The following is a 19,937-nucleotide window of genomic DNA, read 5'->3' as shown; positions in this document are numbered from 1 at the left end:
AATTCTCTCAATGTGTAATATGCAGCCATCTGACAATCAACTAGATGCTCAGCATCAGAACAGTACTGCACCTTTAAAAAGAGCCATGAGTACTCGCCATCTTGTGATGTTATCACTAGGCGGAGCTATCGGAACTGGTCTCTTTTTAGGTTCAGGGGAAGTCATTTCACAAACTGGAGCTATTGGCGCAATTATTGCCTATATACTTGGTGGCGCGATCGCTTATATGGTCATGCTTTGCCTAGGAGAGCTTGCTGTACACATGCCTGTTTCAGGCTCTTTTGGTGCTTATGCCAAAAAATATATTAGTCCTAGTACTGGCTATATGATTTCCTGGATGTACTGGCTGACCTGGACTGCAACGCTTGGAACTGAGTTCACAGCTGCGGCATTACTCATGCAGGAATGGTTCCCACATATTTCAATGTGGATCTGGACAATTGTTTTTGCAATCACTATTTTTGGCTTAAATATTAGTTCAACTCGCATTTTTGCTGAGTCTGAGTTTTGGCTCGCTCTTGTTAAAGTCATTACCGTGATTGCTTTTATTGTGCTTGGCCTGCTAGCAATTTTTGGTTTAATTCCTTTTCATGGCAGCCAAACTGCACCGCTATTTAGTAACCTTACAGCGCAAGGCTGGTTCCCACATGGTTTAATTCCTATTTTCACCACCATGCTGATTGTTAACTTTGCTTTCTCAGGCACAGAATTAATTGGCGTAGCAGCAGGTGAAACCAAAGATCCAGCTCAGAATGTACCCAAAGCAATTAATGCCGCGATTTGGCGTCTTCTTATTTTCTTTGTAGGTACCATTATTGTTATTAGCGCCTTGCTTCCCTTCCAGCTTGCAGGTCTAGGCGGTGAAAGCGTAAGTAGCAGTCCATTTGTTACTGTATTTAATTATATTGGCATTCCATATGCGGATGATATTATTCGATTTGTAATTATTACAGCTCTGCTTTCAGCAGCAAACTCAGGACTTTATGCTGCTTCACGTATGATGTGGTCACTGTCGGAACAAAAATTATTACCTAGCGTATTTTCTAAACTTTCAAGAAGTGGAACACCTATTGTTGCTCTAGTTGTAACAATGTTTGGAGCAATTCCTGGTTTGTTATCAGAGCAATTTGCACCAGAGACTATTTTTAAGAATCTACTCGGTGTAGCTGCTTTTACCATGGTTATTGTCTGGATGAGCATTTGTTTAAGTCAGTTCAATTTCCGCCGCCAATGGTACAAATCTGGCCATACGGTTAAAGACTTACAATATGCCGCTCCATTATTCCCTATCGTTCCAATTTTAGGTTTTATTTTCTGCTTTATTACTTGCTTAAGTATGGCTGCAGACCCTGAAATGCGTGCTGGTTTTGTGGGCTGTCTTATTTTTACAGCTTTATGTTATGTCAGCTATTTTATTTTTTACCGCAATAAAGCCTAATTCGCTTTGAATGAATTAAAGTGTAGCAAAAAGCTACACTTTTTTTTGCCTACATACTGGCTTTATATAACGTACCGTTGTAGATTAAAATTTATATTAAAAACAATTCCTTGTATAGAATGAAAATTATATTTATCCACGGGATGAATCAACAGAATTACACTGCTCATCGCTTAAAAGAGCATTGGCTAAAAGTATTTAAGCTTGGCCTAAAACAAATGCCTTGCAAAGTTAACGTGCGCGATCTTCATATTCATATGCCATTTTATGGCGACCTAATGACTAAATATCGATTAAGCAACCAATTAGACCTCAACACGTTATTACCTAAGTCATTTTTAAATAATTATTTACCCATTCATTTACATCCCCATAATCCCCCTACTAAAGAGCACACTCCATTTGTTCCTTTATTGCTACCAGCAACTGACTCCGCTGAAAAAAGCTTTTCAGAACGAATCTATCTGACCTCTCAGCTCGTAAAAGACCGCCTACTCAAAGAGTTGGTTGTTCTGTTAAATAACTTCCCTAAATTACATGAGAGCTTGATACAACAGTTTCTGATTGAGACTTATATGTACTTATCTAATCCTGAATTTATGGAGGAAGTAAATGAACGGATTTTAAAGAAAATGCGAGAAAATGAAGATTATATTGTCGTTGCGCACTCTCTCGGCTCGGTTATTGCCTTTAACCTTCTTTCAAATCCTGCATATCGGTTCTCAATTAAACGATTTATAACGTTAGCTTCTCCTTTATCTTTTCGCGTAATTCAAAGTAAGCTTCCGATTCCAATTGTTAGGCCATCATGTATTCACGGTGATTGGTTTAATTTTTACTCTCAAGACGATTTTCTAACTGCATTTCCACTATGTGAGGCCCCATTTAATTTTGATCCTCCAATTATTAATCAGAAAATTTATACCTTTGCCAACCAGCCGCATGAGATTTTAGGTTATCTACAACATCCGTCTGTTATAAAGGCAATTATTGAGCCTTTTCAGAAAAATGAAGGATAAATGTATATATTTTCTACAATTAGAGTTATTTTTAATCGGTTGACTGTTTTTTTTAATATTTCTTCAGAAAACTATTTGACACTTTTATTAAATCGACCTAATATACGCCCACCTCTGAAACGTCCCTATCGTCTAGAGGCCTAGGACATCGCCCTTTCACGGCGGTAACCGGGGTTCGAATCCCCGTAGGGACGCCAATAATTTTTTCAGATGTATGCCTCACATATGTCCCTATCGTCTAGAGGCCTAGGACATCGCCCTTTCACGGCGGTAACCGGGGTTCGAATCCCCGTAGGGACGCCAAATTCTAAAAAGCCACTGCATAAATAACGTCAGTGGCTTTTTTTTGCCTAAAAAAATAAAAAGCCAATCAATGATCAGCTTTTACTATGCTCTATGAGCTTGCAATTCCCACTTGTACTTCAAGGCGACCTGACTGTACCCGTAGTCCTCTAATTTCAAATTGATCTACTAATTGCTGGACCAACTCTCGACTTTCTCTCAAAATATTCAAACCAGGTAAAATACTAAAATCTGTCAGACTCAAAAGCTTTTCAACCATCCAAGATCGGTTATTAATAAAGTCAATAAATCCTGCCTGCTCTAGGTCAATAAACCACATACGGTGACCATCACGTTGGATACCCGGAATATCACCAATCAAATGATTAATAAGTGATGGAATGGGTAACATATTTACGACTTCAAAACCAACTCGACCAATACGGCGCACAGCCCAGTTTGACAGCGTTCCTCCATGACGAATCTGGACATCAAGACTCTCATCCATTTGACGTAGGCGCAAAAACTTTTCCTGCCCAATACGACATTCCAATACTTTAAAATCTAAACTTAAACGGTACATGAAACGATGATAATGCCCATCGATCTCGACTTGGAAACTATCATTGCCGCACTTAATTTTAATATCATCAATTTCAGAGCGATCTATGCGCTTACGGATTTGATTATTTAATAACATTTCAGGTAAGTACAACGTTAAGGTACTCTTCCCCAAAAATGTACGTGCCATTATCAATGCAACTTGGCGTGCGGTTTCACTGGTTTCAGACACCATATCTCGTACAGTGCCGGCCGCCAGATTTGTCATTCCAACAACTCCACGTCGCGTATGAGTAGTCACTTGATCGAGCGCATCTAAAGCCGCATCTGCAACCTCTGCAATATTACGTGTTGTGTCGCTAGCAAACCCAACTGCATCTTGGGCATGTTGCAATGTCTTATGCAGTAATCGACGAGATAATGACGGTTTTGCGGTATCTGGGGTAGCTAAAACCGATGCTGTCGTTGTAGGCTGCGACTTATTGTCATCTTGTTGACCCAAGTCCCTCTCTCCTTTTTATATTTATTCCACGTCCTATTTACGAGTATTTAAGCTCATTTATAGTGCTAATCACACTTCATTTTTCTGTAGATTAGCATGCTCTACAATATTATTTTAATTTTTATGTGTACGGATAAATCATCAGTTTTTTATATTTCTTTGTTTATTCATAAGTAATTTTTTTTGCTAACTCATAGCACTTCATCGATATCTTACAAATTTTTTTCTTTTCCGACATTTCCGTTAGAATAGATTCAAACTAAATGTGGAGTTCTCATGCAATATCGTTGCCCTCAATGTCAAAGTGTTAAAATCATGCCTGTAAGCCAAGGCATGAACAGCGTAAAACCAGCAGTTCCTAAAAGCCTCGCTATCTTAATTCCTGCACTTTTTATGCTTTTACTCTTGGTTGTGATTAGCATTTTTATGTGGATTTTTGGCAATGGTGCAGGTAGCACTCTTCAAATTGCAACAGTAGTTGTTTTTGTTGTGACTGTAGGAGCAGGTTTTATGTTTTGGCGTGATTTGCCGGACTTTAAACTGTCTATGCAAGCATTTATGCAGTCACAAAAACATTGGAAATGCCGTGACTGCAATCACGAATGGGAAATTTAAAAAAGTGTTCACATCAGCTTAATGCTGATGTGAATGTTCTTTATCATCATGCTCGTGTGAAGCATGTTGAGCAATATGCTGGCAATTGATCTCGGCATCGTCTTCAATTTGCAAGGTTACTTCGCCAATACCATGTTCATGGGAAAGCATTTCAACAGCATCTTGATAGAGCTTGGTACGATCCACTTGCGGTGCAAATAAGTGCACTGTTAAATGGATATTTTTAGAAGTAATCGCCCATACTTTAAGTTGGTGAATACTCTCCACACCATTTAAAGAAAGTAGGTCTGTACGTAACTTCTCAATATCCACTTCTTCTGGCACGCCTTCGAGCAAAATATTAATACTTTGTTTAAGTAAAACCCATGTTCTTGGTAATACCCAAAAGCCAATCAGTACCGCAATAATCGTATCGACCCAGTACCAATTGGTGAAGTAAATGATGAGTGCTCCGATGATAACGCCGACTGAGCCTAGCGCATCACTCAATACCTCCAGATAAGCACCTTTCACATTTAAACTGCTATTGGCACTCGACATGAGAATTTTCATTGAGATGAGATTAATCACCAAACCAATGGTCGCCACAATGAGCATTCCCATACTTTGAATTTCAGGTGGCTTAGAGAAGCGGATATAGGCCTCATATAAAATATAAATTGCCAACACAAAAAGCATGAGTGCATTAAATAAAGCAGCCAGAATTTCAAAGCGCTGATAACCGAAAGTACGTTTATTATCGGCAGGACGTTTGGAAATTTGAATGGCCACCAAAGCAATTGCCAAAGCAGCTGCATCTGTAAACATATGCGCAGCGTCAGAAAGCAATGCCAAACTTTGTGTGATTAAACCTGCAATGACCTCAACAATTAAAAACGTTGTCGTAAGCGCTAAAGCAATTGTTAATTTCTTAGCATTACCTTCAGTCACTACAGCATGACTATGATCATGACCATGATGTCCACCCATTTTGCGGACTCCTTTTTATTTATCTTTATGGTGAGTTAAAAGTAACGATGAAGACACCATTACCTTTAACTCTTTCAAACACTTTTTTGAATTGACTCTGTCATCAAAAAAGATATCTCAAATCGATGACATTATGAATGCTCAACACTTTTCGTCTTAACTTCATTCATCCATCGATAAATAACTGGTAATAAAACCAGCGTTAATATCGTAGATGAAATAATGCCACCGATTACTACAGTTGCCAAAGGTCGCTGTACTTCTGCACCAGTTCCAGTTGCCAAAGCCATTGGAATAAAGCCAAGTGACGCGACACAAGCCGTCATGAGTACGGGCCTTAAACGCAAGATTGCTCCATTCCATGTTGCAGTTTGAATATCAAATTTTTCTCTAAGCTCTTTAATAAAGCTCAGCATCACCAGACCATTCAAAACAGCGACACCCGACAAAGCAATAAACCCAACACCAGCCGACATGGACAGCGGAATATCTCTTAGCCAAAGGGCAATGAGACCACCCGACAAAGCAAACGGCACACCGCTAAACACTAACAGGCTTTCTTTAACATTATGGAATACAGCCATGAGTAGAATGAAAATCATAGCAAGCGCCAATGGCACAACAATTTTCATTCGTGCAGCAGCTGAAGCTAGATTTTCAAACTGACCACCATATTCCAACCAATACCCAGCTGGTAGTTGCTCTTTTGCGAGTGTTGTTCTTAACTCTTGAACAAATGATCCTAAGTCACGGCCTTCTACGTTTGCAGTAATAATGACACGGCGCTTACCATTTTCACGCCCCACCTGATTTAAACCTGAGGTACGTTCAACTTTAGCGACATCTTGAAGCTGGATCAGTCCACCATTTGGTAGCTGAATCGGAAGTTGAGCTAAGTTTTGGATGGTACGCTGCTGGTCTTCTAGGCGAATTTCAAAATCAAATCGTCTATCACCTTGTAAAATCTGTCCAACATTTTGTCCACCTACACTTGCCGCCACAATATCTTGGATGGCTTTTGCAGATAATCCATATTGCGCAGCCAGAGGACGGTTAATTTCAACACTCAGCACTGGTAAACCACTAGTTTGTTCTACCTTAACCGCGGTAGCGCCTGAAATTTTTTGTACTTTCTGAGCGAGTGCTTGAGCCTGCTCATTGAGTACTTGCATATCATCGCCAAAAACCTTGACGCCAATATCACTCCGGATCCCTGAAATTAGCTCATTAAAGCGCAGCTCGATCGGTTGAGAGAACTCACTGTTATTACCGGGTAATGTCGCTAAAAAAGCTTCCATACGTGAACGCAGCTCAGCAAGCGTCTCTTTAGAGTTTGGCCATTGATCATGCGGTTTAAGTAAAATAACTGCATCAGAGATATTAGGTGGCATCACATCCGTTGCAACCTCAGCCGTTCCTGTTCGAGCAAAAACAGCTTTTACCTCGGGAAAGTTTTTCAAAATGAGTTTTTCAGTATTTTCCTGCATTCGCAGTGATTGCTCGAGCCCAGTACTCGGTGAACGCATTTGCTGCAAGGCAAAATCACCCTCACTAAGTTGAGGTGCAAATTCACTGCCCATTTGGGTAGCTAACACGCCTGTAAGCACTAAAATACTTAATGCAAAACTAACAACCACAATCTTAAGTTGATAAGCCTGATCAAGAATATCTCGGTATTTCTGCTTTAAAAGTAACATCCAACGTGTTTCTTTTTCTTTCACTTCACCCGTAACAAAAAGAGCAACTGCCGCAGGTACAAATGTCACAGAAAGAATCATGGCACCCAATAATGCCATCACCACAGTCATTGCCATTGGATGGAACATTTTGGCTTCAACACCAGATAAAGCAAAAATAGGTAAATAGACCACTAAAATAATCATTTGCCCAAAAATAAGTGGTCGACGGGCCTGCTTTGCTGCAAGGAATACTTCTTTGAATCGCTCAGCCCGTGTAAGAGGCCGATGTAAAGCATGCTGTGCTTCTGCTAGACGTCGAATACAGTTTTCTACAATAACGACTGCACCATCTACAATAATCCCGAAATCGAGCGCTCCTAAGCTCATGAGGTTGGCACTAATGTTTTGTTCAGCCATACCTGTCAGGGTAAATAACATCGAAAGGGGAATAACGCAGGCTGTGATTAAAGCAGCTCGAAAATTTCCTAGAAAAATAAACAAAATCACAATAACCAGAATTGCACCTTCAACAAGGTTCTTCTGTACGGTTGCAATTGCTTTGTTTACTAAACTCGTTCGGTCATAAACCGTTTCAATTTCCACACCTTTAGGTAATGTAGGCTGAATTTCCTTAATTTTGGTATCAACAGCCTGAGCAACGGTACGGCTATTTTCTCCCATCATCATCATGGCAATGCCAAGAACCGTTTCCTCACCATTGTAAGTTGCAGCTCCTGTTCTTAAATCATGCCCAATAGAAACATTTGCTACATCGGCCACGCGAATTGGTAACCCATTTTTGGTGCTTACAGTAATATTTTGAATATCTTCAACACTACTTAGCATGCCCGGCACACGAACGGTGAGTTGCTCTCCATTTTCTTCAATGAAACCTGCACCACGATTTTCATTATTTTCTTGCAGAGCAGTTTGAAATTCATTGATTGAAATCTGAAGCTGCTGCAAACGTTTTAAATCAGGTGAAACAATATAGGTTTTATTGTAGCCACCGATACTGTTAATTTCGGCTACGCCTTTCACACGCTGCAACTGAGGGCGCACAATCCAGTCCTGAATTTCACGTAAATCCATGGCTGTATAGGCCGTGCCATCTGCTTTCTTAGCGCCTGATTTTGCTTTTACCACCCATTGGTAAATTTCACCTAAACCTGTAGAAACAGGAGACATAACTGGATCGACTGATTCAGGCAGTTGCCCGTCCGCCTCTTGTAAACGCTGGTTAATCAGTTGTCTTGCCCAATAAATATCGGTTCCATCTTTAAAAATGATGGTGACTTGAGAAAGCCCATAACGTGAAATAGAACGGGTTTGTTCCAGATTTGGAATTCCAGCCATCGCATTTTCAATAGGATAGGTAATCCGCTGTTCAACCTCTAAAGCGGTATATCCATTGGCTTGAGTATTAATCTGGACCTGCGTATTAGTAATATCTGGAACTGCATCAATAGGAAGCTTTTGATAACTCCAGATCCCAACTCCAATCCAAGTCAGTACAAATAACATAACCCAAATGGCATTTTGAATAGCAAACTGAATAACTCTATCAAACAACCCTTCTGGTTTGGGTAGCTCAGGTTTATTAATGTCCATGCTCCGCCTCTCCCTTTTCCAGTTCGGATTTCAGCAAGAAGCTACCTTCTGCCACATAGCGCTGGCTTGGATTAATACCTTTTACAATTTCGACCCACTGACCATCTTTAGAACGTTGCCCCAACTGCACAGTAACAGGTTCAAACTCAAAGCCTGTTTTCACCATTTTTGGGGTAAAGATAACGTCTTTACCTTCGACTTGTTGAATCGCCTGAGCTTTTACACGGGTCACTTTTTGCGTTGTGCCTGAAGAATTCAGCTCAACATTAACCATTAAGTTTGGACGCAATTCACTACTATTTGCCAAGACCTTGGCACGTACTTGTAAACGCCCCGTTTGAGCATCGGCTTCAGTTGTTAAACTTTGAACTTGAGCGTTAAATGCATTCCCAGTTTGTAAAGATTTAAATTCAATCTGCTGATTTGGCTGTAAATTCAGATTTGCGGTGCTTGGTAAAATAAACTCCAGCCACAACTGATCAAGCTGATTAATAATAAAAAGTTGGTCTGCTAGCTGTACGTTTTCACCCACCACAATATCTTTGTTACTCACCATCCCAGCAATTGGCGCCGTTAAGGTATAGCGTCCTCCTGAGCCTGAACCCGCCCCGAAAGCACTTAGACGTGAGCGAGCTGCTTTCACTTGAATTTGTGCTTGTTGATAGGCGTTATAAGCTCGTTGATAATCTTGTTTGGCAGAAATTCCTTGAGACCATAAGCTACGCTCACGCTCATAGTCCTGACGTGCTAAATCAAGATTAGACTGCGCAATTTGCAAATTTGCTTGTTGATCGACCAGATCTGGAACCAATAAGCTTGCGAGAGCCTGCCCTTTTTTAACCTGTTGCTCCAATTCAACATATACCGCTTCGACACGACCACTAAAACTTGGCGAGACATGGGCTTGTCGGTCTGTATTCACCACCAGTTTTGCTGGATAAGTTTGAAGTTGAGGAACTTCGCCTAGTTCAGCTTGTTCAATTTTTAAATTTTGTTCCTGCATTTGCTGAGCAGTAAGTAGCAGTGATTTTTCACCTTCTTCATGGTGTCCTTCACCCTCTTCTTCAGCATGCCCGTGACCTTCCGATGCTTCGGAAGAATTAGATTTATTTTTTGAATTTAAAACCAGCAAACCAATTAATAGTGCAGTGATTGCAGCAATCACCCCGACCCAGAGCCATTGAGAATTTTTCTTTAAATTTGTCGACATTATTATTCTCCTGTCTGAGTTGGGAATGTTTGACTTTGTTGCCAAGCACGTTGATTGAGCTGCATTAAGGCATCTTTCGCCATGATTTGTTCTGGTTCTAACCCAAGACGTAAACTTTGAATTTCAATTGAATTTTGCCAAGCTTGTTTTAATAGCTCGACTTTACGTAAGCGCACGTCTTGCAATTGCAGAGTGGCTTGCTGAACATCGGTAACGGCGAACTTACCCAAACGGAACCCTTGCAATGTTTTTTGCTGAACTTGAATAGCAAGAGGAACTTGCTGATCATTCAGTTGTTTAAACTGGATACGTAAACCTTTTAACTCTGACATTAGGGTTTCAATATCAACCTGATTTTGCTGTCGATAAAAGCTTTGCTGGCGTTGAGATAACTCTTGTTTGGCCTGAGCAATCTTGATTCCGTATTGCTGGCGATTAAAAAGATTTAAAGGAATTTCCACACCTAAACGAATTTGGTTATCTGTACTCTGTTCTGGAGAACGAGTGTTATTAACACCCAAAGTTACAGTAGGTTGCGGTCTTGCTTTTGCTTTAAGCTGTCGAATATTGGCTTGCTGAGCAAGAGCATCTAGCTGGAAAGAACGCTCTAATAAATTATTTTGTGCATCTTGGCTGGGTTCCACATTCGCTGCCAATGCCCATAACTGATTTGGACTTTGGAATAGCTGAAACTGACTTGAACCACCTCCCCATAAGTTCACCAATTGTTGTTTCGCAACTTGAAGTTTTAAATCAACTTGTTGGTATAAACGCTGATTTTCCAAGTGAGACATCCGCACTCGGTCTACATCAACTTGCGCAATACTTCCTGCTTGATAACGCTTTTCCGATGCCAACAAATTTTCTTGGCTGACTTCTAGCTGCTCTGCAATAAGAGACTTTTCAAGCTCAAGCAAAGCCACTTGTGACCAGAAATATTTAACAATTAATCCAAGCTCAGCTTGATAACGCTGCTCAGACAAATCAATTTTTGATATTTCCACTTTTGCTAAGTTTTGCGCAGCCTTACGTTGTCCAAAAATATCTAAAGGCTGAGAAATACCTATCGCAAGTTCTTTTTCTTGATCACTTTGGAAGCCCGTTTGTTCAATGGAAAGACTTGGGTTGGCCCATAAACGACTTTGCTTTAAATTGGCCTCAGCCATTTGCTGCTGTGCTTGCCAAACACCTTGCTGACTTTGATATTTTTGTACCTGCTCTAAGGCTTGGTCAAAAGTAAACGCTGCTTTTTGAATATAACGTTCTTGTTGAATCTCAGACTGAGCCATCGTTACTTGTCCAGCCAATAGCATGGCAACAGATAGGCTTGAGATTGTTAAAACCTTTTTTAACGTTATCTTAACGTTACTCTTTAAGTGAGAAGTAGAACTCACTCGAGTTGAAAAAATAGAAGACATGTTTTTGCCCCGCAATAAATAAGAGATGCGGTGGGCTTGTTTTGGCTACCCCACCTATAGCGGGGTAAAAACAGGAGGGGGTTTTAAAGCAGTAAGATGGGGTGACTGGTAAGAATTAGACCAGTGATAAATTTGTGAGAGTTCCTGCACATGCACTACAGGTGTTTCAGCTTGCTTTGCAACTTCAGTCATCACCACATGAAAACATGAAGGCAAATGATCATGATGATCTTGCAAATTTAAAGGTGCTTTATGAGAAATATTTCCAGCATCTTTCTGTTCAGTATGAGCTTGATGTGAAGATTGATATACATCTAAAGCTGCATGATGCCCGAAATGATGCAATGCTTTTTCCTGATTTTCATGCGCGCAAAATGCAGCTGCCACATTCCATAAACTCTGGAATATGAGCAAACTAAACAAGACGGACATAAAAATTGCGGAACGTGGCAAAAGCGCACCATTAAACTAAAAAGTTGAACAAAGGCACTATAACAGGCTCTAGGCATGTAATAAAATTACAAAACCGCGATTCATAAATCTCCGTTTTTTAATTTAGAACTTATCTCACTCTATACGAGACAAAAATAATTTCTTTTGAGTAATCATTATGTACAAGCTTTTTTCTGCATCTATATTAACAATTTGTCTGGGCTTAACGGGCTGCGCGACCAATATGTTGTCCACCGCTTTACCAAATGAAACAACTGAAATTAAAACAACCACTTTAAAAACCGATCAAATTATTGCTTTAGGTCAAGCAGTTAAAAATGATCAAGAACAAGGCTTTGTATTTGTCGGTCAAGATTATAATTATTTAATGACTGACGGTAGCTCAAACCTTTTAAATATTATTAAAAGCATTCCAACAGAGCAGAGAACAATAAAGACTCCATCACCGCTTGTACTTGAGATGGATGGTTCCACCCATTTCCATGGAGAAATAACGATTCGTTATAATATCCCTACCTCCCAAATGGATGAAAAGCAAAAGGAACTTTTAAAGACCTTAGGTTTTAAAAATCAATTCATGGCAATGGAAAATCAACAACAAGTTTTTTATCCTTTCACCATCATCCGCTTTAAAGGAAAGATTTACCAAAAAGCAGAGAATCAAAAGATTCAACAGCAACTCTCAGTTCCCTGCCCAGTCGCTTTACAGCAAAAAGATGAAATAACCAAGAAACATCCGTTTAAACGTGTAACACGCATGGCGTTATATCCTTTAGCAATGACCTTTGACGTGATTACGGTAGCTCCATCATTAATATGGTCAGATTTACATGGTGACTTTAATAAATAAGATCTTTCAATCTTAAAATAAAAAACCAGCCCTTAGGCTGGTTTTGTTTAAAAAAATTTCTTTTGTTTGATATTTATAACTTTTAATTAAATGTTCTAGTCAAAATAAATTGGAGAAAAAATTAAAAAATATAGTTTTCTATTTTTGAAAACTCGGTCATACGCTAGGTATAAAGAGAAGCTCTAAACTAATCTTCTTAATATAAAAACACGTGTAACTTTTATGTAAGCCAAAACTTCATTATTTTTCATCCAAAGTCGCTATATCACATTTACAAAAAAAAACATAAGATTTCAATATAAGGGACTAGCTTAAAAGTGTGAGTCAATTCAATCAAATTGAGGAACAAGGGAGACTATCATGAATATGAAATCAATCAAGCATGGGCTTAATCACTTGTTTGCTTTTGAAAACTTGCCAACTGATATGCATTCGCAAGCTGTAGATGAAATTGAACAAGGCTTACGCTTTGAAGAGTTAGCCGTACAAGATCATGAACGTATGCAAAATTGGTTAGATATTACTCCAAACGACCGCAATGCAATGTGGTGCTATCTCCGTGCAGCTTTAAGAGGTAACGCCGATGCTTCATTTAAACTCGGTATTGGTTATCTTAATGGTCAATTTGGCCTAGATAAAAATTATAGTGAAGCTGAAAAATGGCTGAAAAAAGCAGCCAGTCAAGGTCACCCCGATGCGGAGCATCGCTTACAAGAAGCTTTTAGTAAACTAGCTTTCTCATAAAACAAAAAACCAGCCCTTAGGCTGGTTTTTTCAATTAGCAGAGATTAACCGCTAATTTTTTTGTATTTCGTACGTTTTTGAACAGCGTCATCACCTAAACGTGACTGACGATATGCTTCGTATTCTGCATAGTTACCTGCGTAGAATTCTGGCTGTTCATTTTCAAATGACAAGATATGTGTCGCAATACGGTCGAGGAACCAACGGTCATGCGATACCACCATTACCGTACCTGGGAATACAAGAATTGCATCCTCAAGCGCACGTAAAGTTTCAATATCCAAGTCGTTCGATGGCTCATCCAGTAAGATCACGTTTGCACCCATCTGCAAGATCTTCGCAAGTTGTAAACGGTTACGTTCACCACCAGACAATTCACCTACACGTTTTTGCTGATCTTGACCTTTAAAGTTAAAACGGCCAATGTAGGCACGTGACGCGATTTCGTAATCACCAATTTTTAAGATATCTAAACCGCCAGAAACTTCTTCCCAAACAGTTTTATTATTATCTAGAGTGTCACGAATCTGACCAACATAAGCCACTTTAACTGACTCACCTAAGGTCACAGTACCTGTATCAGGTTGCTGTTCACCAGTCATCATACGGAATAAAGTCGTTTTACCCGCACCGTTTGGACCAACGATACCAACAATCGCTGTTGGAGGTACGGTAAACGTTAAGTTTTCGTACAACAAGCGGCCATCGAATGATTTACTGATACCGTCAACTTCCACAACTTTATTACCCAAACGCGGGCCAGGTGGAATATAGATTTCAGACGTTTCATTACGTTGTTGGAATTCTTTAGAGTTAAGCTCTTCAAAACGTTCCATACGTGCTTTATTTTTCTTTTGCTGACCTTTCGCATTTGAACGAACCCATTCAAGTTCTTTTTTCAATGCTTTAGCAAAAGATTCTTCTTGTTTCTGCTCTTGTTCTAAACGCGCATTCTTTTGTTCTAACCAAGAAGAATAGTTTCCTTGATAAGGAATACCCATACCACGGTCAAGTTCAAGAATCCACTCAGCCACGTTATCCAAGAAATAACGGTCATGCGTAATCGCAACGATAGTGCCCGGGAAATCTTTCAAGAAACGTTCTAACCAAGTTACAGATTCTGCATCTAAATGGTTCGTCGGTTCGTCCAGAAGTAACATATCTGGTTTCGAAAGCAATAAACGGCACAGTGCAACACGACGACGCTCACCACCAGAAAGTAATGTTACGTCTGCATCCCAAGCTGGAAGATTCAAAGCATCTGCAGCAATTTCAAGCTGGTTGTTTAGGTTGTGTGCATCCCAAGCATGGATAATTGATTCTAATTTTTCCTGCTCTTTTGCAAGTGCATCAAAATCTGCATCTGGGTCTGCATATTCTGCAAAAACCTGATCAAGACGCTCTAATGCATCTAAAGCTTCACGCACGCCATCTTCAACGTTACCACGAACGTCTTTAGTTGGATCAAGCGGTGGTTCTTGCTCTAAATAGCCGATTTTAATTCCAGGTTGTGCACGAGCTTCACCAGAGAAATCTTTATCTACGCCAGCCATAATACGAAGCAGGGTAGATTTACCTGCACCGTTCAAACCGAGTACACCAATTTTGGCACCCGGGAAAAATGATAAAGAGATGTCTTTTAAGATTTCGCGCTTTGGCGGAACCATTTTAGACACTCGGTTCATCGTATAAATATATTGGGCCACGCAGGACTCCTCAATTGAAAAACCAATACATCGCATAAGCGATAAATAATCGCGCGTATTATACGCTGAAAACCTCATTGACTTGAAGTTATGATTTCCATCGTACGGATTTATCAAACAATTTTCTTTTTCAATAAGTTGCAAAATGTTTATGTATAAGATTTATACAGCGTTTCAGCGTATATTTTTCTATCTTTATTCCTAAAATTAGAAAACAAACCAGAATTTCTGCAATTTTCAATATGAATTTTAGGCTAGACTCGCTCAATATTTAACTCACGAAGATGAAGTAATCATGACTTATAAAGATGAAACCTTAGCAATCCATGCTGGTTATTCACCAGAAGCAACCACAAAAGCTGTCGCGGTTCCTATTTATCAAACCACTTCTTATGCATTTGATAACACACAACACGGTGCCGATCTTTTTGATTTAAAAGTTCAGGGTAATATTTATACCCGTATTATGAACCCGACCACTGCTGTACTTGAGCAACGTCTTGCTGCACTCGAAGGCGGGATTGGTGCTTTAGCTCTAGCTTCTGGAATGGCAGCAATTACTTACTCAATTCAGACGATTACCGAAGCTGGAGACAATATTGCTTCTGTCTCAACCTTGTATGGCGGAACGTATAATCTATTTGCCCATACCTTACCCAAACAAGGCATTGAAGTTCGCTTTTTTGATTATCAAAAGCCTGAAAGCTTACGTGACTTAATAGATGATAAAACTAAACTTGTTTTTGTTGAGTCAATTGGTAACCCGCTCGGAAATATCATCGATTTAGAAGCAATTGCAAAAATCGCACATGAATATGGTGTACCTGTCATTGTTGATAATACGGTTGCCACCCCTGCTTTATTAAAACCTTTTGAATATGGTGCCGATATCGTCATTCATTCGCTTACTAAATATATTGGTGGGCATGGTAATAGCATTGGTGGAGCAATTGTAGATAGCGGTAAATTCCCTTGGGGTAAATATCCAGAACGTTTTAAAGTTTTGAATACACCAGACCCAAGCTATCACGGGGTTAATTATGTCGAAGCTTTAGGTGAGGCTGCCTATATAGCACGAGCTCGCGTTGTACCATTACGCAATACAGGAGCGGCAATTAGCCCACTGAGTGTTTTCTTGATTTTACAAGGTCTCGAAACTCTAAACCTCCGCATAGAGCGTCATACTGAAAATGCTCAAAAAATTGCGGAATATTTACAGACTCATCCAAAAGTAAAATGGGTCAACTACGCAGGATTAAAAGATCATCCACAGCATCAGCTTGCTCAAAAATATGTAAAAGGTAAACCTTCTGCAATTTTATCTTTCGGAGTGCAAGATGGTCTCGAAGGCGGTGCTCGCTTCATCGATGCTCTTCAATTATTTACTCGTCTCGTAAATATTGGTGATGCAAAAAGTTTGGCGTGTCATCCTGCAACGACGACTCATCGCCAGCTTAATGAACAAGAACTTAAATCTGCTGGTGTAAGCGAAGATATGGTACGTCTTTCAATTGGAATTGAGCATATTGATGACTTAATTGCCGATTTAGACCAAGCACTTTCAGCTGTATAACTTTTAAACTATTCAACAAGCCTCTGGAAATAGAGGCTTTTTTATTTGTCTTTATTCAAATTCAGATTAAATCTGCACTCATCTACAATAATAATTTGATCTATTCGCACAAGATAGATAATTCAAAGCAAAGAATGAGAAATAAATCTAGCCCGATAGGTGCTAGGACTAAGCCCTACACAATTTCTAAACCGAGTCCGGAAAGTGACAGGAGAATTAAAACCACAGCTTAAAGAAATATCTACAATGGATTGTGAGGATGTCTCCAGTAACTCTTGAGCCCGTTGTATACGCATGGTAAGCAGCCACTGTAATGGTGTAGTTCCAATCTGATCGCGGAAACGTCGTGCGAATGTTCTTGGGCTCATATTTGCTTTGTAAGCAAGTAATTTAATATCAATTTCCTCATTCAAATGTGCCCTCACCCATTCCAGTACTGGAGCCAAACTATCACGAGTCTCTGGTAATTCATGTTGAATAAACTGTGCTTGCCCTCCCTCACGATTTAAGGGAGCTACGGCAAGCTTTGCAGCATGAGCAGCCACTGTTTGACCATAATCCCGACGCACAAGATGTAAACACATATCCAGTCCAGATGAGGCTCCGGCTGAAGTTATAAGACGTCCTTCATCAATGAACAGTACATTTGGGTCGACCTTGATCTTGGGGTATCGAAGAGCCAACTCCTCTGCAAGAACCCAATGGGTTGTAGCTCGATATCCATCAAGAAGTCCCGTTTCTGCTAGAACAAATGCCCCGGAACAAATTGAAGCAATTCTTGCTCCTTTTTTCCACGCTTTGAGAATGGCTGTCAGTATCTTGGGATTAAGAGTCTTTTTAGGATCTTTAATACCGGGAATAATAATAGTGTCTGCATCAATAAGATGATCAAGCCCAAAATGGGCATGAAGTGTAAATGCCCCTGTATTTACATGCTCTGCTTCACCACAAACTTTTACACAGTACCCCGCCTCACCATTTAATAACCGTACGAAGCCAAAGGCCTCACATGGAATACCCAAGTCAAATGGGATGAAATCATGCAAAGCAAGAATAGCTATCGTATGCATGGATAAAGGCTCTATTAATAAACTTTTCTTATTTTGGCAGATATCAAATTGGCAGTAAATGAACGATTATTGTCATTCCTGCCACTCATAACAATAGGTTAATACTGACAGAATTACTCGTAGTAATTTTTATGTCAAAACTATGAATGGAAAAACTGTTCCCTCAGCTCAGCTTGTCTATTTTCAAAATATAGAATGAATAGTTATCTCCCCCCATTCTTAGTATCGATAAATTAAATCTTCAAATGGGCTAAATACGGATCAATAAATATGGCTAATCCGAAAGCACACAATATTACTCAATTTCAAAAATTGAAATTTTTTTCATTATTAGAGACAGTTTCTCTACTGCTATTGGTTGCTGTTGCAGTACCTTTAAAATATTTTAATGGATGGGATACTGGTGTTCATTTTATGGGGCCTATCCACGGACTTACTTTTTTTACTTATATCTGGTTCGCAGTACAAACCATAGCTGATAGTAAATGGACACCATTAGAAATATTAAGATTAGTAGTGATTACGCTCATCCCGTTCGGTGTTTACTTCAATTTATCATTTATAAAAAATAAAATAGCTAAGTTAGATGAAGCTCAATCATCATGATAGAGCTTTTTACAACCTTAAGCCCATGGCTAAAAGCTATACATATAGTCTCAATGACCATTTTTATAAGTGGCGTTCTTACCGCTTCGATGTCACTTAAAATAGAGTTTGATATTAACGAGAATATACGTATTCCTATCTGGGCTGAGCGTGAGTACCGATGGGATCAAATTATGACGACCCCAGCTCTCTTCATTACTTTTGCGTCTGGTTTAATATTAGCAATTAACGGCCAATGGTTTAGCTCTAAATGGCTACCTGCAAAAATTGTATTTGTACTTATTTTGGCAGCTATCCATGGCTTTCAAGCTAAACTTTTACGACAAATCGCAAATGGTATAAATGTTAGAAAAAAACAGGCAACACTGATTATCTTTATCTGTACTATTTCAATTATCGTTCTTGCCATTATTAAGCCATAACCTTACTGTTTATTCTTTAGCCAATAAAAATGTATTAAACAATTATCATATTATTCAGAAGATTAGGATAAAGAATGAAATATTCCAACCTCCACTTTAGAGTTTTTACTCTAAATAAATTGTTAAATTTCATATATTTACAGACTAGACAATTTTTAAACATCTATTAAGATAATAGCCATATTTATGAGTTCATTTGGATGAACCTACGGTTGTAAAAAATAAAAATTACATACCGGAATAAATAGTCCCTGCCCCTACTTAGGTAAAATGCTGTGAATAAAAAATTAGAAGCTCTGTTCCAGGAAAAGGTACAAGATAAAGTCATTTTAGTGACAGGCGCCTCGAGTGGAATCGGATTAACGATTTCAAATAAGCTTGCTGATGCTGGTGCCCATGTTTTACTGGTTGCCCGTACTCAAGAAACTTTGGAAGAAGTGAAAGCAGATATTGAAAGTCGTGGCGGTAAGGCATCAATTTTCCCGTGTGATCTCAACGATATGGACATGATTGATCAAGTGTCTAAAGAAATTCTAGCAACCGTTGATCACATTGATATTTTAATTAATAACGCAGGCCGCTCTATTCGCCGTGCCGTACATGAGTCTTATGATCGTTTTCATGACTTTGAACGCACCATGCAATTAAATTATTTTGGCGCAGTACGCCTAGTTCTTAATATTTTGCCGCATATGATTCAGCGTAAAGATGGGCAAATTATTAATATTAGCTCGATTGGTGTGTTAGCAAATGCGACTCGCTTTTCTGCTTATGTTGCATCTAAAGCAGCGCTTGATGCATTTAGCCGCTGTCTATCGGCTGAAGTTCATGCGCACAAAATCGCGATTACTTCAATTTATATGCCATTAGTTCGTACCCCAATGATTGCACCGACTAAAATTTATAAATATGTACCAACACTTTCACCTGAGCAGGCTGCTGACTTAATTGCTTATGCAATTGTGAAACGCCCGAAACGTATGGCAACTAACTTAGGCCGCTTAGCTTCAATGACATATTCCGTTGCACCGGGCATTAACAATATGTTTATGTCGATTGGTTTCCGGTTATTCCCAAGTTCAGATGCCGCAAAAGGTGAAAAAACCGAGAAATTAAACTGGGCACAAAAAGCTTATGCACGAATCTTCCCAGGTGAACACTGGTAATTTTGAGTTGATGCCATAGTAAAAAAAGCGCCTCAAATAAGGC

17 protein-coding genes and 2 tRNA genes are annotated in these 19,937 nt (G+C 39.4%); 11 read left to right on the top strand and 8 right to left on the bottom strand.

Translation table 11 applies throughout. The features are described 5' to 3' along the window. Positions 1 to 19: 19 nt before the first annotated feature. The 4 genes from I7H67_RS11095 (at position 20) to I7H67_RS11080 (ending at position 2,760) form a co-directional block, all read left to right on the top strand. Entirely contained in the window at positions 20 to 1,438 is a 1,419-nt protein-coding gene (locus I7H67_RS11095; protein WP_198307862.1) for an amino acid permease, read from the top strand. A gap of 119 nt (positions 1,439 to 1,557) precedes the next feature. Then, positions 1,558 to 2,457 carry a hypothetical protein gene (locus I7H67_RS11090; RefSeq protein WP_151827028.1) on the top strand — a complete coding sequence of 300 codons (900 nt, stop codon included), beginning with the start codon at positions 1,558 to 1,560 and terminating at the stop codon, positions 2,455 to 2,457. Between the two features lie 121 nt (positions 2,458 to 2,578). After that, positions 2,579 to 2,654 (top strand) — tRNA-Glu (locus I7H67_RS11085). Positions 2,655 to 2,684: 30 nt separating this feature from the next. Further along, positions 2,685 to 2,760, top strand: a tRNA-Glu gene (locus I7H67_RS11080). 91 nt (positions 2,761 to 2,851) lie between these two features. On the opposite strand, the gene I7H67_RS11075 is transcribed toward I7H67_RS11080, so the two are convergent. Continuing rightward, entirely contained in the window at positions 2,852 to 3,802 is a 951-nt protein-coding gene (locus I7H67_RS11075; RefSeq protein WP_005300925.1) for a hypothetical protein, read from the bottom strand. Positions 3,803 to 4,078: 276 nt separating this feature from the next. On the opposite strand from I7H67_RS11075, the gene I7H67_RS11070 reads away from it, so the two are divergent. After that, positions 4,079 to 4,417 (top strand): membrane protein, encoded by a 339-nt coding sequence (locus I7H67_RS11070; RefSeq protein WP_005300922.1) that lies wholly within the window; start codon positions 4,079 to 4,081, stop codon positions 4,415 to 4,417. Between the two features lie 18 nt (positions 4,418 to 4,435). Here I7H67_RS11070 and I7H67_RS11065 read toward each other — a convergent pair whose 3' ends face one another. The 5 genes from I7H67_RS11065 to I7H67_RS11045 all read right to left on the bottom strand — a co-directional run bounded on the left by I7H67_RS11065 (position 4,436) and on the right by I7H67_RS11045 (position 11,757). After that, complete coding sequence (locus I7H67_RS11065) at positions 4,436 to 5,386, bottom strand: cation diffusion facilitator family transporter (protein WP_198307861.1); 951 nt, start codon at positions 5,384 to 5,386, stop codon at positions 4,436 to 4,438. Between the two features lie 131 nt (positions 5,387 to 5,517). Beyond that, complete coding sequence (locus I7H67_RS11060; protein WP_198307860.1) at positions 5,518 to 8,676, bottom strand: efflux RND transporter permease subunit; 3,159 nt, start codon at positions 8,674 to 8,676, stop codon at positions 5,518 to 5,520. Next, positions 8,666 to 9,886, bottom strand: coding sequence for an efflux RND transporter periplasmic adaptor subunit (locus tag I7H67_RS11055; protein WP_198307859.1), 1,221 nt, complete (start codon positions 9,884 to 9,886; stop codon positions 8,666 to 8,668). Before I7H67_RS11055 ends, I7H67_RS11060 begins: the two co-directional genes overlap by 11 nt. Positions 9,887 to 9,888: 2 nt before the next feature. Then, positions 9,889 to 11,304: a TolC family protein gene (locus I7H67_RS11050; RefSeq protein WP_198307858.1), complete on the bottom strand. Its 1,416-nt coding sequence runs from the start codon at positions 11,302 to 11,304 to the stop codon at positions 9,889 to 9,891. 54 nt (positions 11,305 to 11,358) lie between these two features. Then, positions 11,359 to 11,757, bottom strand: coding sequence for a cation efflux protein, CzcI-like (locus I7H67_RS11045; RefSeq protein ID WP_198307857.1), 399 nt, complete (start codon positions 11,755 to 11,757; stop codon positions 11,359 to 11,361). Positions 11,758 to 11,914: 157 nt separating this feature from the next. Between I7H67_RS11045 and I7H67_RS11040 the strand changes: the two genes are divergently transcribed. Next, on the top strand, positions 11,915 to 12,607 hold the full coding sequence (locus I7H67_RS11040; protein ID WP_198307856.1) for a hypothetical protein: 693 nt from the start codon (positions 11,915 to 11,917) through the stop codon (positions 12,605 to 12,607). A 360-nt stretch (positions 12,608 to 12,967) separates the two neighbouring features. Continuing rightward, a complete protein-coding gene (locus I7H67_RS11035; protein WP_013196678.1) occupies positions 12,968 to 13,351 on the top strand; it encodes a tetratricopeptide repeat protein in 384 nt (127 codons plus the stop codon). 44 nt (positions 13,352 to 13,395) lie between these two features. Here the strand turns inward: I7H67_RS11035 and ettA are convergent, their stop codons facing one another. After that, a complete protein-coding gene (gene ettA / locus I7H67_RS11030) occupies positions 13,396 to 15,057 on the bottom strand; it encodes an energy-dependent translational throttle protein EttA (RefSeq protein WP_198307855.1) in 1,662 nt (553 codons plus the stop codon). Between the two features lie 295 nt (positions 15,058 to 15,352). On the opposite strand from ettA, the gene I7H67_RS11025 reads away from it, so the two are divergent. Further along, positions 15,353 to 16,630, top strand: coding sequence for an O-acetylhomoserine aminocarboxypropyltransferase/cysteine synthase family protein (locus I7H67_RS11025; protein WP_198307854.1), 1,278 nt, complete (start codon positions 15,353 to 15,355; stop codon positions 16,628 to 16,630). A gap of 122 nt (positions 16,631 to 16,752) precedes the next feature. Here I7H67_RS11025 and I7H67_RS11020 read toward each other — a convergent pair whose 3' ends face one another. After that, the gene (locus tag I7H67_RS11020; protein WP_198307853.1) at positions 16,753 to 17,700 is read right to left on the bottom strand and encodes a GlxA family transcriptional regulator; all 948 of its coding nucleotides are present in this window, start codon (positions 17,698 to 17,700) and stop codon (positions 16,753 to 16,755) included. A 270-nt stretch (positions 17,701 to 17,970) separates the two neighbouring features. Between I7H67_RS11020 and I7H67_RS11015 the strand changes: the two genes are divergently transcribed. The 3 genes from I7H67_RS11015 to I7H67_RS11005 all read left to right on the top strand — a co-directional run bounded on the left by I7H67_RS11015 (position 17,971) and on the right by I7H67_RS11005 (position 19,894). Next, complete coding sequence (locus I7H67_RS11015) at positions 17,971 to 18,306, top strand: DUF3817 domain-containing protein (RefSeq protein ID WP_151988696.1); 336 nt, start codon at positions 17,971 to 17,973, stop codon at positions 18,304 to 18,306. Further along, complete coding sequence (locus tag I7H67_RS11010; RefSeq protein ID WP_151766978.1) at positions 18,303 to 18,728, top strand: CopD family protein; 426 nt, start codon at positions 18,303 to 18,305, stop codon at positions 18,726 to 18,728. The genes I7H67_RS11015 and I7H67_RS11010 overlap by 4 nt, the downstream gene beginning before the upstream one ends. Before the next feature lie 275 nt (positions 18,729 to 19,003). Next, complete coding sequence (locus I7H67_RS11005; protein WP_005300894.1) at positions 19,004 to 19,894, top strand: SDR family NAD(P)-dependent oxidoreductase; 891 nt, start codon at positions 19,004 to 19,006, stop codon at positions 19,892 to 19,894. The last annotated feature ends 43 nt before the right edge of the window (positions 19,895 to 19,937 follow it).

This window comes from Acinetobacter sp. ACIN00229 (assembly GCF_016106645.1).
GTDB lineage: Bacteria > Pseudomonadota > Gammaproteobacteria > Pseudomonadales > Moraxellaceae > Acinetobacter > Acinetobacter oleivorans.
Note: the sequence above shows the minus strand (reverse complement) of the source record. Positions and strands in the feature narration are given on the sequence as shown.

Coding starts and splice junctions, on each gene's coding strand:
- I7H67_RS11095 (WP_198307862.1), top strand. CDS start 20: ATGCAGCCATCTGACAATCAACTAGATGCTCAGCATCAGAACAGTACT.
- I7H67_RS11090 (WP_151827028.1), top strand. CDS start 1,558: ATGAAAATTATATTTATCCACGGGATGAATCAACAGAATTACACTGCT.
- I7H67_RS11070 (WP_005300922.1), top strand. CDS start 4,079: ATGCAATATCGTTGCCCTCAATGTCAAAGTGTTAAAATCATGCCTGTA.
- I7H67_RS11065 (WP_198307861.1), bottom strand. CDS start 5,386: ATGGGTGGACATCATGGTCATGATCATAGTCATGCTGTAGTGACTGAA.
- I7H67_RS11060 (WP_198307860.1), bottom strand. CDS start 8,676: ATGGACATTAATAAACCTGAGCTACCCAAACCAGAAGGGTTGTTTGAT.
- I7H67_RS11055 (WP_198307859.1), bottom strand. CDS start 9,886: ATGTCGACAAATTTAAAGAAAAATTCTCAATGGCTCTGGGTCGGGGTG.
- I7H67_RS11050 (WP_198307858.1), bottom strand. CDS start 11,304: ATGTCTTCTATTTTTTCAACTCGAGTGAGTTCTACTTCTCACTTAAAG.
- I7H67_RS11040 (WP_198307856.1), top strand. CDS start 11,915: ATGTACAAGCTTTTTTCTGCATCTATATTAACAATTTGTCTGGGCTTA.
- I7H67_RS11035 (WP_013196678.1), top strand. CDS start 12,968: ATGAATATGAAATCAATCAAGCATGGGCTTAATCACTTGTTTGCTTTT.
- I7H67_RS11025 (WP_198307854.1), top strand. CDS start 15,353: ATGACTTATAAAGATGAAACCTTAGCAATCCATGCTGGTTATTCACCA.
- I7H67_RS11020 (WP_198307853.1), bottom strand. CDS start 17,700: ATGCATACGATAGCTATTCTTGCTTTGCATGATTTCATCCCATTTGAC.
- I7H67_RS11015 (WP_151988696.1), top strand. CDS start 17,971: ATGGCTAATCCGAAAGCACACAATATTACTCAATTTCAAAAATTGAAA.
- I7H67_RS11010 (WP_151766978.1), top strand. CDS start 18,303: ATGATAGAGCTTTTTACAACCTTAAGCCCATGGCTAAAAGCTATACAT.